Consider the following 14,171-nt stretch of genomic DNA (forward strand, 5'->3'; position numbering starts at 1 on the left):
GTCCCTATGCGCTCACTTCACCACCCGATCCGCCTCGTCGATCGTGCCGCCGCCGATTTCGCGGTCCTCGCTATAACGGATGTGCACCGGCCCTTTCAGCTTGGCGGCGAGTTCGGGCGGCACGCGCAGCGACACCTGGCGCGCCGCGACCTCGGGATAGACCGCGATGCCGCGCGCGATCAGCAGCGGTTCGGGCGCCCCCGGCCGCGTCACCTCGATGTCGCCATAGACCGATCGGTTGCCGCTGCGTGTCAGGTCGAAATTGAACGCCGGACCGTCGGGCGTCTCGGCGACCCACGCGTCGCCGATCACCGCCTCGGCGCCCAGATCGCCAACGCGCACGATCACCGGAATGGTGATGCCGTAAATCGGGGTGAGCGCGATCGACACACCGCCGCCCGCCGGCTTCGACGAGTCCGACGGGACCGCCGCGGCGGCGTCGGGCACCGCGCGAAACAGCATATGCGCGCGATATTCGCCCGGCGGCGTGCCTTCGGGAATGCGCACCCCGACGCGGATCACCTGCGGCTGATTGGGCGGCAGGGTGACGCGGCGCGGACTGAACGCGATCATGTCGAGCGCGGTGCGCTCGGCGGGACTGACGTTTTCCTCGGCAATCTCGTCGAGCCCGCCGACCGCGGTCATCCGCTTGATCTCGAGGCTGATACGATAGGTCGCGGGCTCGGCACCGATGTTGTTCAGCACCACCTCGGTGCCGCGCGATCCGTCGAGCACCACCCGCGTCGGCGCGACGAGCAGGTCGCCCGCCGCCTGGACGGGCAGCGCCGCGCCGCCGAATGCCAACGCGAAAAACAGGCCGAAGCCCTTGAAAAGTCTAGGCATGGATACGATCCCCACAATCGTTGGTCCGGAATGGCCCACACCATTCCGCTGGTCGCATCCTGCCTGCGCCAACATGGTTGATATTTCGCTAACCAAGCCGCGCGCCGCGCGCGAATTCCGCACACAAAATGGGGTCGCCAGACCTGCGCCTGGCGACCCCTATTTGGCCGGCGCGCCGAAGCCCTCCGGTCCCCCCATATTATTGGTAGTTGGCGGTGACGTTGAACGTCCCGGTATAGTCGCCCGCGGTCTGGTTGGCGCCAACGCTCAGCGTGCCGCCGACCTGAAAGCTGCCACCGGTTGCGCCCAGCGTGATGTTCGCCGCCGAATAGGTCAGCGTCGAGGCCATCGTACCGCCCAGCGAACCGTTGAGCGTGACGTTGGCGTCACCGCCGACCAGCACAACGGCGCCGTCGGTACCGGCGACGTTGAAATTGGCCGCGGTGGTCGTCCCGGTGCAGGTCAGGCCCGCGCCGCAGGTGCGGGCGCCAGCGGTCGTCACGGCGACGGTCGAAGCGGTGGCACCGCTGATGATCGTCGCATATTGCAGGTCGCTGGTATTGGTGAGCGTGATCTGGCGCAGGATCTTGGCCGTGGCCGTCCCGGTCGCCGTTGCAGCATGGGCCGCCGAAGCGTTCATGGCGAGGGCAGCAATCGCGGCGCCGACGATGGCGCGCTTCATTCCAAATTTGCGCATATGTTTGGTCCCTTGAATTCGAAAACTGACAATCGAAACTCGAATGGAAATCCCACCCCATTCGCCGACCTGTTTAGCGGCGCACAGGTTCAACCTTTGCCAGCAAGATTGGTTAACAACGCAATAGGAATTGCCCCGCCCTACCCGTGGTAAGCGAGGTAAATCAGGGGTTTAGCCTGACGATGAAGGGGTCGTGGGGACCGCCCGTCCTTCCTTAACGGCCCGGACTGGCACAAATTAAGCGCGCTGCGCGGTATCGATTCGCACCCCGCTCGTTATCTCGTCTCGGCAAAGGCACGGCCTTACCGTGGCCTTTGGCGATCAACGTCGAGATTCCGGCCCGCGCCGGAATGACGGGCTGATCTGTCAGATCGCCTCGCCGCTCAATCGCTGGCAGATCATGTCGAGCTGGTCGAGCGACGCGAATTTCAGCGTCAGCGCCCCCTTGCCGCCGCCGGCATATTGGATCGCGACCCCGATGCCGAGCAGTTCGGACAAATGGCGTTCGACGGCGACGATGTCGGGATCGCGCCCGCCGTCCATGCCCTTATACTCCAGCGGCGCCTTGCGCCCGCCGCCCTTGTCCTCGCGCACCAGCGCCTCGACCGCGCGCACCGACAGGCCGTCCTTGACCACCCGCCGCGCGATCGCCTCGGCATCGACGGCGCCGATCAGCGCGCGCGCGTGGCCCATCGCCAGCGATCCGTCGCCGACCAGCGCCTGCACCGCGTCGGGCAGGTCGAGCAGCCGCATCAGATTCGCGACATGGCTGCGCGATTTGCCGACCAGTTTCGCCAACGCTTCCTGATTATGCCCGAAATCGTCGATCAGGCGGCGATAAGCGCCCGCCTCTTCGATCGCATTCAGGTCTTGCCGCTGGATATTTTCGACCAGTGCGATTTCATAGGTCGCGGCATCGTCGAGTTCGCGCACCAGCGCCGGGATCTGATGGAGTCCCGCCCGCTGTGCGGCGCGCCAGCGCCGCTCGCCCGCAACCAGCTGATAGCCGTCACCGTCGGGGGCACGGCGGACGATGATCGGCTGCAACAGCCCGCGCAGCCCGATCGAATCGGCGAGTTCGGTGATCGCATTGTCGTCGAAATGGCGCCGCGGCTGTCCCGGCAGCGGGCGAATCGATCCCAGCGGCACATGCTGCACCGCGTCGCCCGACACCGTCGATACAGTCTTTGCGGCGCTGCCCGCACTGGCGAGCACCGGCGCCTCGGCGGCAACGTCACCAAAGAGCGCGTTCAGCCCGCGCCCCAGTCCCGACGGCCGCTTGCGTGCCGGCGATGCTCCACCCTCGTCTTTATTATCAACCATTTATGCAGCCTTGCGGACGTTGGGCAGACGATCGATCAACTCGCGCGCCAGCGCGATATACGCCGCCGACCCGGCGCAACGATGGTCATAGATCAGCGCCGGCAAACCATGACTCGGCGCCTCCGACAGGCGGACGTTGCGCGGGATGACGGTTTGGAACACCACCGGCCCCAGCACTTCGCGGACATCGTCCGACACCTGATCGGTCAGCCGGTTGCGGCGATCGAACATCGTTAGCGCGACCCCCAGAATCGACAATTTCTGGTTGAAACGCTCGCGCACCCGCTCGACCGTCGTGAGCAGCTGGCTCAGCCCCTCAAGCGCGAAAAATTCGCATTGCAGCGGCACGATCAGCGATTCGGCCGCGATCAGCGCGTTGAGCGTCAGCATCCCCAGCGACGGCGGGCAATCGATCAGGCAAATGTCCCATTGCGCCGCGTCCGGTCCCGACAGCGCCTGCTGCATCCGGTGCAACCGGTCCTGAAATTCGATCAGTTCAATCTCGGCGCCCGACAGGTCGACCGTCGCCGGGACGATGTCGAGCCGCGGCACCGCGGTCGGGATCGCGCATTCGCGCAAGCTCGCATCGCCGCGCAGCAGCTCGTAACTCGAATATTCGCGCTGCGCCTGCTTGATCCCCAGCCCGGTCGAGGCATTGCCCTGCGGATCGAGGTCGATGATCAGCGTCCGCCAACCGGTCGCCGCCAGCGCGGTAGCCAGGTTGATCGCGGTCGTCGTCTTGCCAACCCCGCCCTTCTGGTTCGCCACGCAAATGCGGATCATGCTTTTCCTCGTTTCTTATCCGTGATTTGCCCGATTCCGACCAGAATCTGGCTGTCGGCGTCGGTAAGGCTTTGTTCCACGTGAAACAGATTCTGCCACGCCTGCGGCAACAACGCCAGTTCCTTAACCGCATTTCGCCCCTTTGGCAGCAGCCAGCGCGTCGATTCGGTGGAAAAACGGGCGGATAAGTCGATCAGCTTGTCGAGCGGCGCAAACGCCCGCGCGCTGATCGTCGCCGCAGCGCGCGTTTCGATGCGTTCGAGCGGCGCTTCGACGACCTCGACATGCGCTAGCGCCAGTTCACCAACCACCGCACGCAGGAAATCGCACCGCCGCCTACGCGATTCGACCAGCATCATAGGCCGGTCGCTCAATATCGCGACGACGAGCCCGGGCAACCCCGGCCCGCTCCCCAGATCGAGCCACAGCCCGTCGCGATCGTTATCGAGCGCAAGCAATTGCGCGCTGTCGGCAATATGACGCACCCACAAGACCGGGATCGTCGACGCGGCAATCAGGTTTTGCTGCGCACTCTCAGCGACGAGCATCGTCGCAAACCGCTCCAGCCGCATCCATTGAGCGGTAGACGGGGCAAAGGTCGCGCCGATCCAGTCGCGCGCAGCTTGTTCGCTGCCTACTATCGCGTCAACGTTACCCATCATCCACTTTCCATTCCGTCATTCGCGAGAAAGCGGGAATCTCGTCCATCCTTCTTCCCGCCTTTGCGCCTTTGCGTGAGCCAAACAATTTCTCACACAAAGACACAAAGATGTCGCGTCAGGCATCACCCCACGTGCTTCACAGGCATAGTCACTCACCTCAGTTTCCGTTCGTGTCGAGCGAAGTCGAGACACCCATCGGTATAGCGCTTCGCGCGAAACCCAGAACCTGTTGCCTAGGCCAAAACCGCCCTCTTTGTGTCTTTGTGTGAGATTCCAATAGCCTGCCGCCCGCGACCTCAAGCCGCCCGCCGCCGGCTATGCACCATGATCGCGGTCAACGCCGCCGGGGTCACCCCATCGATCCGTGCTGCCTGCCCCAAGGTCTCCGGCCGCGCCTTGCTCAGCCGCTCGACCATCTCGCGCGACAGCCCGCCGATCGCGGCGTAGTCGAGCGCCGGATCGAGCAGAATCGACTCGTTCGCCGCCAACGACCGCAACTCGGCATCCTGCCGCGCGATGTAAGGCGCATAATGCGCATCCTCGACCAGCTCGGCGAGGATCGTCGGATCGATCACGTCTAGTTCGGGTGCCAGCTGCGCCAAGGTCGCAATCGTCACATCGGGAAAGCGCAGCAGTTCGATCCGCGTCCGCGCGATCCCGTCGCCGGGGATCGCCATCCCGATCACGCCATAATCGGCGCTCATCACCGGCACCGCGAGCAAGGCTTCGGCTTTCGCACGCTCGGCCTGCCGCGCCGCGAACAGCGTCGCCGTCGCCGGACGCACCAGCCCCAGCGCAATTCCCTTCGGCGTGAGTCGCGTCGCCGCGTTATCAGCCCGGAGCCGCAGCCGGTATTCGGCGCGCGCGGTGAGCATCCGATACGGCTCCGTCACCCCCTGCAACACCAGATCGTCGACCATCACCCCGATGTAGGATTCGGATCGGTCGAGGATCAGCGGCGCACGTCCCTGCCCCGCCAGCGCCGCGTTGGCGCCCGCGATCAGCCCCTGCGCCGCGGCCTCTTCATATCCGGTCGTCCCGTTGATCTGCCCCGCGCAATAAAGCCCGGACATCGCGCGAACCTGCAACGTCCGGTCGAGCGCGCGCGGATCGATATGGTCATATTCGACCGCATAGCCGGGAACGACCATCTCGACCGCCTCCAGCCCCTCGATCGTGCGCAGCATGGCGAGCTGGACGTCGGCGGGCAACGAGGTCGAAATGCCATTCGGATAGACGAGGTGCGTGTCGAGCCCCTCGGGCTCCAGAAACACCTGGTGCCCGTCGCGATCGGCAAAACGGTGGATCTTGTCCTCGATCGACGGGCAATAGCGCGGCCCCGCCGCCCCGATCGCGCCCGTAAACAGCGGTGAGCGATGAAGATTATCAGCAATGATCGCATGCGACTCGGCGTTGGTGCGCGTGATCGCGCAAAAAATCTGCGGCACCATCCGTGCGCTGTTCCACGTGGAACAGGTCCATGTCCCGCCGTCCGACGGCTGTTCTTCGAGCCGCGCCCAGTCGATCGTCCGCCCGTCGAGCCGCGGCGGCGTCCCGGTCTTCAGCCGCGCCATCGGCAGATCGGCGGCGCGCAACTGCGCCGCCAGCCGATGCGCGCCATCCTCGCCGATGCGCCCGCCGACCATCCGCTCCTCGCCGCGGAACATCCGCCCGCCCAGAAAGGTGCCGGTCGCCAGCACCACCGCGGGCGTGGTCAGCACCGTTCCGTCGCCGAGCGCAAGCCCGGCGACCGTCGCCCCGTCGGCGGACAACCGCAGCGCGGCGGCTTCCCCGGCGATGACCGTGATGCCATCCTCGGCCGCCAGCAGGCGCTGGATCGCATCGCGGTAGCGCGTCCGGTCGGCCTGGACGCGCGGCCCCTGCACCGCGGCGCCCTTCGACGCATTGAGCATCCGGTAATGGATCGCAGCATGATCGGCGGCGCGCGCCATCCAGCCGTCGAGCGCGTCGACCTCGCGCATCAGATGCCCTTTGCCGAGCCCGCCGATCGCTGGGTTGCACGACATCGTCCCAATCAGCGCCGGATCGAAACTGACCAGCGCGACGCGCGCGCCGAGCCGCGCCGCGGCAGCGGCGGCTTCGGTTCCGGCATGGCCACCGCCGACGACGATGACATCATATATGGTGCTGCTGTGCATGATCGCAGCGCCCTTAGCCCAAATGCAGCGCCGAATCCATCGCCGTACGACCGAAGCGATGTTTCACGTGAAACATCATTTTCCGATGCAGAAACGTCCAAACAAAGTGTCGAGCATATCTTCCACCCCCGCTCGTCCGGTGATCCGGTCGAGCGCCCCGCTCGCCAGCCGCAGCCGTTCGGCGAGCAGGATCAGGTCGCCCGCCTCGCGCGACCCCGCTTCGATCCGCAGCCAATCGCGCGCCTCGCCCAGCGCGGCGCGCTGGCGCTGACGCAGCGCCGCCTCCCCTTCGCGCGGCAACAATGTCCGCGCCATCTCGACGATCAACCGATGCAGCCTGTCCATCCCCTCACCCGTCGCCGCCGACAGCATCAGGTCGCACCGCGCCGCCGCGGCTTCGGCCGCGGCGTCGCCCTTCCAGCGGTCGGCCTGCGCCGCGATCAGGATCGCGCGCGGGTGGTCCGGGACATCATGCGGCGGCCCCAGCCACAATATTATGTCCGCCGCCTCGACCGCCGCCTTCGCACGGTCGATCCCGATCATCTCGATCGTATCGACACTGTCCCCGCGCAGTCCCGCGGTATCCGAAAAGCGCATCGCGATCCCGTCGAGTGCCAACGGGGTCTCGATCACATCGCGCGTCGTCCCCGCGACCGGCGACACGATTGCCAGCTCCCTCTGAGCCAAAGCATTGATTAAAGTCGATTTTCCGGCATTCGGCGGCCCCGCAATGACCACCGACAATCCCTCGGCGATCACCTCGGCGGCGGGTCGCGCCAGCCACCCGCCCAGTTCGTCCGCCAGCCCGCCCATTCCCGCAATCAACCGCCGCGCGACGGCGTCGCCAACTTCGACATCATCCTCATCGGCAAAATTCAGCTCGGCCTCGGCCCCCGCCATCAGCGTCAGCAAGCGATCCTGCCACCCCGCCACAGCGCGCGACACATGCCCGCTCGCCAGCCCGAGCGCCTGCACCCGCTGGCTCTCGGTCTCGGCCGCGAGCAGGTCGGCCAGCCCCTCGGCCTCGGCGAGGTCAATCCGCCCGTTGAGGAACGCGCGCCGGGTAAACTCGCCCGCCTCGGCACGCCGCAGCCCCGGCAGCGTCGCCAGCGCCGTTTCGACCGCCGCCACGACAGCGCGGCCGCCATGCAAATGTAGCTCGGCCAGATCTTCGCCGGTCGCCGTCGCCGGTCCGGGGAACCAGAGGACCAAGGCACGATCGAGCGGCGCGCCTGCGAGAGACTTGAGATCGGCCAGCGTGGCCCGCCGCGGCGATGGCAAGCGCCCGGCAAGCGCCCGTAACGCCTCTCCTGCCTGCGCCCCGCTGATTCGCACGACCGCGATCGCCGCCGGCGGCATCCCGCTCGACAGCGCGAAAATCGTGTCGCTTACGCTGGCTTGGTTCAGCTCTTGCGCCCCCGCGCGGGCTTGTCGTCGTCGGCCCCAGCCGCGGATTTTCCGGCCGCGTTGCTCGCCCCGCCCATCAGCCCGCCGCCGAACTGACCGAGCAGCGACTGGACCAGCCCCAAGCCGCTTTCGCCCATCGGTACCCAGGTCTTCACCATCGCCTGCACCATGTCGGGAGTGATCCCCTTCGCCATCAACTCCTTGACCCGGTCGAGGTAGATGTCGTGCAGCGGCTCCAGATTTGGCAGCCCGAACAATTGCCGCGCCTCTTCGGGGGTGCAATCGATCTCGATATTGAACTTCATCGCCTGTCTCCGCCCCGAAATGCCGGTAAGCCGCTTGAGCCATGCCCGCAGCCCCGCTAGCTTCGCGCTTTCAACGCCATTTAGCAAGAGTCAGGAGCCACCATGCCCGCGACGAACATCTCCATCCCCGCGCTCGACGGGACAGGCGCGATCCCCGCCTATGTCGCGCGTCCCGACGCCGACGGCTCGCCCGCGATCATCGTCATTCCCGAAATCTTTGGGGTGAACGCCGGGATCCGCGAAAAATGCGATGACTGGGCCGCGCAAGGCTATCTGGCGATCGCCCCCGACCTGTTCTGGCGCTTTGCCCCCGGGGTCGAGCTCGATCCCGATGTCGAGGCCGAATTGCAGGAAGCCTTCGGCTATTTCGGCCAATATGACGCCGACGACGGGGTTCAGGACATCGAGGCGGCGATCCGCTGGCTCCACGCGCAGGGCGCCGTCAAAGTCGGCTGCGTCGGCTTCTGCCTTGGCGGGCGGCTCGCCTATATGGCCGCAGCGCGCACCGACGTGAATGCATCGGTCGGCTATTATGGCGTGATGATCGATCAGATGCTGAATGAAAGCCACGCGATCGCGCATCCGCTGATGCTCCACATCCCGACGATGGATCATCTCGTCGGCCCGGAAGCGCAGGCCAAGATGCACGAAGGGCTCGACCCGCATCCCAAGGTCACGCTCCACGACTATCCCGGGCTCGACCACGGCTTTGCCGCGACCGGCGGCAATCGCCGCGACGAGGCGGCGGCGCAGCTTGCCGATGGACGCACCAAAGCGTTTTTCACCGAGCATCTGGCATGACTGCCGCCGCAGGTGTCGCCGCCTGGCACGCTTATATGGAGGGCGGCGGCGATCCGCAGACACTTCGCGAAATGCTCGCCGAGAACGCGGTGTTCCACTCGCCCGTCGTCCACTCACCGCAGGCCGGGCGCGACAAGGTCTTCGCCTATCTGCACGCCGCAAGCCATGTCCTCGGCGGCGACGACTTCCGTTACGAGCGCGAGATCATCGACGGCAATCAGGCAATGCTCGAATTCGCCACCACCCTCGACGGCATCCACATCAACGGCGTCGATATCATCCGCTGGAACAATGACGGAAAAATCATCGATTTCAAGGTGATGGTTCGCCCACTCAAGGCGATCAACAAGGTCTGGGAAAAGATGGGCGAAATGCTCGCCGCGCAAGGGTAGCCGGCAACCCGCACTAGATCAGCATCAACGCCGCCAGCTCGCGATAGAGGTGCGGCGGCAGGTCGGCGACCCCGTCATGGTCGGCCATGCCTTTCGGCGCATCCTCATCGGCCAGATAGCGCCACCCCTGGTGCGCGCGTTTTGATAGCGGCGGCAGGATTTCAACCTCGGCGGCGCAGACGATGTCGATCCGGCCGTCCTTGCGATCGTCGAAGCGCAGGATCTGCTGCCGCGCGACGATCCGGTGCTTGATGATCCAGTGCAGATAGCCACCGACCAGCTCGTCCATCCGCTTCGGCCGCATCCGCGTCGGCACGCGTAACTCGCCGTCGCGAACGCGCGTCGCTACCCGGCGCGCAAAGGTCTCGACATGCGCGCAACCGACCGCGACCTTGGTGAGATGGAGTGGGGGCATATCAGCCAAATGGGGATGGCGGCGGCCAAAACCAAGCCGTCACCCCGACGATGCCGTCGCGCGGCTGGCCGTCGGCCGGCCACGCGATGATGCATCTTGTCTTGCCTTAGCCGAGCAGCGTGCCCAGCCCGACCGACGGGTCGACCCAGCCGTCGTAGATCATCTTGACCGCGACATAGACGATCACCGCCAGGCCGAAATAGGCGATCCAGCGATAGCGTTCGATATATTTGGCGATGATGTTCGCAGCGACGCCCATCAGGATGACCGCAACGATCAGGCCGACGATCATGATCCCCGGGTGATCACGCGCCGCGCCGGCGACCGCAAGGACGTTGTCGAGGCTCATCGACACGTCGGCAATGGCAACCGCCCAGGCGGCGGCGGCAAAGCTCTTGGCGGGTTTCAGGCCCGAATGCTCATCGCCCGCGACTTCGGGCGATCCGGCCGAATGGGCGCCTTCGCGCAGTTCGCGCCACATTTTCCAGGCCACCCAGGCGAGCAGGAGCCCACCCACAAAGATCAACCCGACGATCTGGAGCAGCTGGGTGACGACGAGGGCAAAGGCAATCCGCAGCACCAGCGCGGCCAGAACGCCGATGATGATCACCTTGCGACGCTGGTCGGCAGGCAGGCCTGCCGCGAGGGCACCGACGACGATCGCATTGTCGCCCGCGAGCACGAGATCGATCAGCAGCACCTGCAAAAACGCCGCCATGGCGGCGGGTTCGGTGATGTTCGAAAAATCATTGACGATATGGCCCCAGATTTCCGACGGGCCACCCAGCCCCTGCGCGGCCGTGGTGGCGGCGGTCAACAACAGGTCAATCACACAGGCTCTCCGAAATAACGCACGACCGGCATCGGGTCATAAAAGGGATGCAACAGCGCCCGCCATTGCTCGTAGCGATCCGAGCGGCGGAAACCATCGCGATGGTCTTCCATGCGGTCCCAATGCACGATCAGCAAGTAGGTTTCCACCGCTTCGCACCCGCGTCGCACATCCATGCCCAAAAAACCGGGCGAGGCGGCGATCAGCGGGCGGGCGGTGGCCAGGGCGCGCTCGAAAGCGGCGCCCTGCCCGGGCCGAACCTGCAACAGGGCCTGTTCGACGATCATCGCGCCCGGGCGCGACTATTGATTCATCGAATCGAAGAAATCCTCGTTGGTCTTCGAATCCTTGATCTTGTCGAGCAGGAATTCCATCGCGTCGATGGTGCCCATCTGCATCAGGATGCGGCGCAGCACCCACATCTTGCTGAGCTTGTCCTTCTCGACGAGCAATTCTTCCTTGCGAGTGCCCGACTTGCCGACATCCAGCGACGGGAAGATGCGCTTGTCGGCGACCTTGCGGTCGAGGACGATTTCCGAGTTACCGGTGCCCTTGAATTCTTCAAAGATCACTTCGTCCATGCGGCTGCCGGTATCGATCAGCGCGGTGGCGATGATCGACAGCGAACCGCCTTCTTCGATGTTGCGCGCGGCGCCGAAGAAGCGCTTCGGCCGCTGCAGCGCATTGGCGTCGACACCGCCGGTCAGCACCTTGCCCGACGAGGGAACGACGGTGTTATAGGCGCGGCCAAGGCGGGTGATCGAATCGAGCAGGATGACAACATCCTTCTTGTGCTCGACCAGGCGCTTGGCCTTTTCGATCACCATTTCGGCGACCTGGACGTGGCGCGTTGCGGGTTCGTCGAAGGTCGAGGAGACGACCTCGCCCTTCACGCTGCGCTGCATGTCGGTGACTTCTTCGGGGCGTTCGTCGACCAGCAGGACGATCAGATAGACCTCGGGATGGTTGTCGGTGATCGCCTTGGCGATATTCTGCAGCAGCACGGTCTTACCCGTGCGCGGCGGCGCGACGATCAGCGCGCGCTGGCCCTTGCCCTGCGGGCTGACGAGGTCGATGACGCGCGCCGACTTGTCCTTGACGGTCGGGTCAACGGTGTCGAGCGACAGCTTCTGGTTCGGATAAAGCGGGGTCAAATTGTCGAAATTGACGCGGTGGCGAACCACGTCGGGATCGTCGAAATTGACGCTGATCAACTTGGTGAGCGCAAAATAACGCTCGCCGTCGCGCGGCGCGCGGATTTCGCCTTCGACGGTGTCACCGGTGCGTAGGCCATATTTGCGGACCTGGTTCGGCGAGACATAGATGTCGTCGGGACCGGCAAGATAATTGGCTTCGGACGAGCGCAGGAAGCCGAACGAGTCGGGCAAAACCTCGATCGTGCCCGAACCGATGATTTCTTCGCCCTCTTCGGCGAGTTCTTTCAGGATCGAGAACATCAGGTCCTGCTTGCGCAGCGTCGAGGCACCCTCGACCCCCAGCTCTTCAGCCATTTCGACAAGCTGGGCGGGGGCTTTGGTTTTAAGTTCTTTAAGATGCATGGATGGATTCCAGGGTAAGATATATGGAGAAAATACCGTCGGTTTTCAGTGCACCGCTGGGGTGCCTATCCGGCCGTGGGACGACCGTTTGCGATAGCTCCGACGCTTGGGAAGCGCCGCCCGGCTGGCGGGATTGCCATGGCCCCTATCCCTCGCGCAATGCCAAGTCAATCGGGCTGCGCCCGAACCCGGTACCAGCGGGGCGCGATCAGGGCCGTACGACCGCCAGAATGACAATGATCGCCGCGGCGACACCCGGCACTTCGTTGAGCAGCCGCAGCTGCTTTTCGGTCAGCGGCCGCAACCCCTGCTGCAGTTTCTTGAAATAGCCGATCATCCAGCCGTGATAGCCCGACAGCGCAAGAACGAGGGTGAATTTGGCGATGAACCAGATCTCGCCCCAATAATTGCCGTTGAAGGCGAGCAGCAGGCCGAGAATCCAGACGATCGTCAGCGCCGGGTTCAGAATGATGCGGCGCAGCCGGTCTTCGCGCTCGATCCACTTCTTGTCCTCGTCGGATCCGACCGGGCATTGGTGGTGATAGACAAAAAAGCGCGGCATCATGAACAGGCCGGCCATCAGGAAAATGACAAAAATGATGTGCGCCGCTTTGACCCAAAGCATCGTCGCTCCCAAAAAACCTGCCAAGTCTGCCATAAATTATCCGCCGCGAACGCGTTTGATCAGATGTTCGACATGGGCGATCGGCGTATCGGGCACGATGCCATGACCCAGGTTAAAGATATGGGGACGCGCCGGGAACGCCGCAAGGATGCGGTCGATCGCCGCGTCCAGCGCCGCGCCGCCCGCCACCAGCGCCAGCGGATCGAGATTGCCCTGCACCGGCAGATGTTGCGGCAGGACGCGCTCGGCCCAATCGGGATCAACCGTCTCGTCGAGACCGATCGCATCGACCTTTGTTTCGTCGGCATAGGCGCGCAGCTTGCCGCCGGCCCCCTTCGGAAAGCCGATCACCGGGGTGTCGGGGTGCATCGCCTTCAGCTGGCGGACGATTTCTGCGTTCGGCGCGATCACCCAGCGTTCGAACTGCGCCGGGCTGAGGCTGCCGGCCCAGCTGTCGAACAGCTGCACCGCCTCAACGCCATGTTCGATCTGCCCCGACAGGTAAGTTACCGTGACATCGACGATCGCATCGATGATTGCCTGGAACGCCGCGGGATCGCCGAACGCCAGCCGCCGCGTCGTCGCCTGGTCCTTCGACCCCTGCCCGGCGACCATGTAAGTCGCGACGGTCCACGGACTTCCCGCAAAGCCCAAAAAGGTCGTCTCGGCGGGGAGCGACGCCGCCACGCGTGCCACCGTCGCATAGATAGGGTCGAATCGCTCGGGCGCCGCTTCGAGCGCGGTGAGCGCACTGTCGATCAGCGGCGGCGCCAGCCGCGGCCCCTCGCCCGCCTCGAACCATAATGTCTGGCCCAGCGCGTGGGGGACAATCAATATGTCCGAAAACAGGATCGATCCGTCGAACCCGAACCGCCGGATCGGTTGCAAGGTCACCTCCGCGGCGGCCTCGGGATCATAGCATAGCTCGAGGAAACCGCCCTTGGTCTCACGCAGCGCGCGATATTCGGGCAGATAGCGTCCAGCCTGGCGCATCAGCCACAAGGGCGGGCGCGTTTGCCGCGTTCCGCGCAGCACGGCCAGCAAGCTCTTCGGTGACGCCTTCACACGGCCCCTCTTTCTCTCTTCAATATATAGATTAGATAATATTGTGGTGGTTTGTTGGTCGGCGGACAGCGCGGCTTTAGGCGGGGGCGTCGTTTTTGCCAACAGCTTGACTCGCGCAGCATCGCCGCTCGCAACAGAGTCGCGCCCCGCTTTGCCCCATATTCACAGCCTGTGGATAAGATTTGTCCCTTGTGGACAAGTGGTGGAGCGGAATCGACACGGTCGGGGATGAATCCTCCCTCCCCATTCCGTCCCCGCGCTTCTCCAATATTTATCCACAGCCGCTTTTTCGGCATCGACGAG

16 protein-coding genes are annotated in these 14,171 nt (G+C 64.7%); 2 read left to right on the forward strand and 14 right to left on the reverse strand.

Annotated elements, in window-relative coordinates:
* Positions 1–12 precede the first annotated feature (12 nt).
* The 8 genes from FFS68_RS01210 to FFS68_RS01245 all read right to left on the reverse strand — a co-directional run bounded on the left by FFS68_RS01210 (position 13) and on the right by FFS68_RS01245 (position 8,179).
* Positions 13–843, reverse strand: coding sequence for a molecular chaperone (locus FFS68_RS01210; protein WP_137751478.1), 831 nt, complete (start codon positions 841–843; stop codon positions 13–15).
* A 199-nt stretch (positions 844–1,042) separates the two neighbouring features.
* Positions 1,043–1,540: a DUF4402 domain-containing protein gene (locus FFS68_RS01215; protein ID WP_137751479.1), complete on the reverse strand. Its 498-nt coding sequence runs from the start codon at positions 1,538–1,540 to the stop codon at positions 1,043–1,045.
* Between the two features lie 366 nt (positions 1,541–1,906).
* The gene (locus FFS68_RS01220; RefSeq protein ID WP_137751480.1) at positions 1,907–2,863 is read right to left on the reverse strand and encodes a ParB/RepB/Spo0J family partition protein; all 957 of its coding nucleotides are present in this window, start codon (positions 2,861–2,863) and stop codon (positions 1,907–1,909) included.
* Positions 2,864–3,646 (reverse strand): AAA family ATPase, encoded by a 783-nt coding sequence (locus tag FFS68_RS01225; RefSeq protein ID WP_137751481.1) that lies wholly within the window; start codon positions 3,644–3,646, stop codon positions 2,864–2,866.
* Positions 3,643–4,308, reverse strand: a complete 666-nt coding sequence (gene rsmG / locus FFS68_RS01230) for a 16S rRNA (guanine(527)-N(7))-methyltransferase RsmG (RefSeq protein ID WP_249339958.1) — start codon at positions 4,306–4,308, stop codon at positions 3,643–3,645. The genes FFS68_RS01225 and rsmG overlap by 4 nt, the downstream gene beginning before the upstream one ends.
* A gap of 296 nt (positions 4,309–4,604) precedes the next feature.
* A complete protein-coding gene (mnmG, locus tag FFS68_RS01235) occupies positions 4,605–6,467 on the reverse strand; it encodes a tRNA uridine-5-carboxymethylaminomethyl(34) synthesis enzyme MnmG (protein ID WP_137751482.1) in 1,863 nt (620 codons plus the stop codon).
* 75 nt (positions 6,468–6,542) lie between these two features.
* Positions 6,543–7,847 carry a tRNA uridine-5-carboxymethylaminomethyl(34) synthesis GTPase MnmE gene (mnmE, locus tag FFS68_RS01240; RefSeq protein ID WP_283214587.1) on the reverse strand — a complete coding sequence of 435 codons (1,305 nt, stop codon included), beginning with the start codon at positions 7,845–7,847 and terminating at the stop codon, positions 6,543–6,545.
* 23 nt (positions 7,848–7,870) lie between these two features.
* Positions 7,871–8,179 (reverse strand): DUF6489 family protein, encoded by a 309-nt coding sequence (locus FFS68_RS01245; protein WP_137751554.1) that lies wholly within the window; start codon positions 8,177–8,179, stop codon positions 7,871–7,873.
* 102 nt (positions 8,180–8,281) lie between these two features.
* On the opposite strand from FFS68_RS01245, the gene FFS68_RS01250 reads away from it, so the two are divergent.
* Together FFS68_RS01250 and FFS68_RS01255 are read left to right on the forward strand one after the other, a co-directional pair.
* Complete coding sequence (locus FFS68_RS01250; RefSeq protein ID WP_137751483.1) at positions 8,282–8,980, forward strand: dienelactone hydrolase family protein; 699 nt, start codon at positions 8,282–8,284, stop codon at positions 8,978–8,980.
* Positions 8,977–9,372: a nuclear transport factor 2 family protein gene (locus FFS68_RS01255; protein ID WP_137751484.1), complete on the forward strand. Its 396-nt coding sequence runs from the start codon at positions 8,977–8,979 to the stop codon at positions 9,370–9,372. The genes FFS68_RS01250 and FFS68_RS01255 overlap by 4 nt, the downstream gene beginning before the upstream one ends.
* 13 nt (positions 9,373–9,385) lie before the next feature.
* On the opposite strand, the gene FFS68_RS01260 is transcribed toward FFS68_RS01255, so the two are convergent.
* From FFS68_RS01260 to hemE, 6 genes are all read right to left on the reverse strand, one after another.
* Positions 9,386–9,787 carry a DUF1489 family protein gene (locus tag FFS68_RS01260; RefSeq protein ID WP_137751485.1) on the reverse strand — a complete coding sequence of 134 codons (402 nt, stop codon included), beginning with the start codon at positions 9,785–9,787 and terminating at the stop codon, positions 9,386–9,388.
* A gap of 106 nt (positions 9,788–9,893) precedes the next feature.
* Complete coding sequence (locus FFS68_RS01265) at positions 9,894–10,619, reverse strand: TerC family protein (RefSeq protein WP_137751486.1); 726 nt, start codon at positions 10,617–10,619, stop codon at positions 9,894–9,896.
* The gene (locus FFS68_RS01270; protein ID WP_137751487.1) at positions 10,616–10,906 is read right to left on the reverse strand and encodes an antibiotic biosynthesis monooxygenase; all 291 of its coding nucleotides are present in this window, start codon (positions 10,904–10,906) and stop codon (positions 10,616–10,618) included. The genes FFS68_RS01265 and FFS68_RS01270 overlap by 4 nt, the downstream gene beginning before the upstream one ends.
* A gap of 15 nt (positions 10,907–10,921) precedes the next feature.
* The gene (gene rho, locus FFS68_RS01275) at positions 10,922–12,178 is read right to left on the reverse strand and encodes a transcription termination factor Rho (RefSeq protein WP_058539276.1); all 1,257 of its coding nucleotides are present in this window, start codon (positions 12,176–12,178) and stop codon (positions 10,922–10,924) included.
* A gap of 208 nt (positions 12,179–12,386) precedes the next feature.
* A complete protein-coding gene (locus FFS68_RS01280; protein ID WP_137751488.1) occupies positions 12,387–12,836 on the reverse strand; it encodes a CopD family protein in 450 nt (149 codons plus the stop codon).
* A 3-nt stretch (positions 12,837–12,839) separates the two neighbouring features.
* Positions 12,840–13,868, reverse strand: a complete 1,029-nt coding sequence (gene hemE, locus FFS68_RS01285; protein WP_137751489.1) for a uroporphyrinogen decarboxylase — start codon at positions 13,866–13,868, stop codon at positions 12,840–12,842.
* Between the last annotated feature and the right edge of the window lie 303 nt (positions 13,869–14,171).

It is taken from the genome of Sphingopyxis sp. L1A2A (assembly GCF_005502465.1).
Classification (GTDB): Bacteria; Pseudomonadota; Alphaproteobacteria; order Sphingomonadales; family Sphingomonadaceae; genus Sphingopyxis.

What these genes read in the sequence shown, in the direction of transcription:
- FFS68_RS01210 (WP_137751478.1), bottom strand. Translation starts at nt 843, where the DNA reads ATGCCTAGACTTTTCAAGGGCTTCGGCCTGTTTTTCGCGTTGGCATTC.
- FFS68_RS01215 (WP_137751479.1), bottom strand. Translation starts at nt 1,540, where the DNA reads ATGCGCAAATTTGGAATGAAGCGCGCCATCGTCGGCGCCGCGATTGCT.
- FFS68_RS01250 (WP_137751483.1), top strand. Translation starts at nt 8,282, where the DNA reads ATGCCCGCGACGAACATCTCCATCCCCGCGCTCGACGGGACAGGCGCG.
- FFS68_RS01280 (WP_137751488.1), bottom strand. Translation starts at nt 12,836, where the DNA reads ATGGCAGACTTGGCAGGTTTTTTGGGAGCGACGATGCTTTGGGTCAAA.
- FFS68_RS01255 (WP_137751484.1), top strand. Translation starts at nt 8,977, where the DNA reads ATGACTGCCGCCGCAGGTGTCGCCGCCTGGCACGCTTATATGGAGGGC.
- FFS68_RS01245 (WP_137751554.1), bottom strand. Translation starts at nt 8,179, where the DNA reads ATGAAGTTCAATATCGAGATCGATTGCACCCCCGAAGAGGCGCGGCAA.
- rsmG (WP_249339958.1), bottom strand. Translation starts at nt 4,308, where the DNA reads ATGATGGGTAACGTTGACGCGATAGTAGGCAGCGAACAAGCTGCGCGC.
- FFS68_RS01260 (WP_137751485.1), bottom strand. Translation starts at nt 9,787, where the DNA reads ATGCCCCCACTCCATCTCACCAAGGTCGCGGTCGGTTGCGCGCATGTC.
- FFS68_RS01220 (WP_137751480.1), bottom strand. Translation starts at nt 2,863, where the DNA reads ATGGTTGATAATAAAGACGAGGGTGGAGCATCGCCGGCACGCAAGCGG.
- mnmG (WP_137751482.1), bottom strand. Translation starts at nt 6,467, where the DNA reads ATGCACAGCAGCACCATATATGATGTCATCGTCGTCGGCGGTGGCCAT.
- FFS68_RS01225 (WP_137751481.1), bottom strand. Translation starts at nt 3,646, where the DNA reads ATGATCCGCATTTGCGTGGCGAACCAGAAGGGCGGGGTTGGCAAGACG.
- FFS68_RS01270 (WP_137751487.1), bottom strand. Translation starts at nt 10,906, where the DNA reads ATGATCGTCGAACAGGCCCTGTTGCAGGTTCGGCCCGGGCAGGGCGCC.
- rho (WP_058539276.1), bottom strand. Translation starts at nt 12,178, where the DNA reads ATGCATCTTAAAGAACTTAAAACCAAAGCCCCCGCCCAGCTTGTCGAA.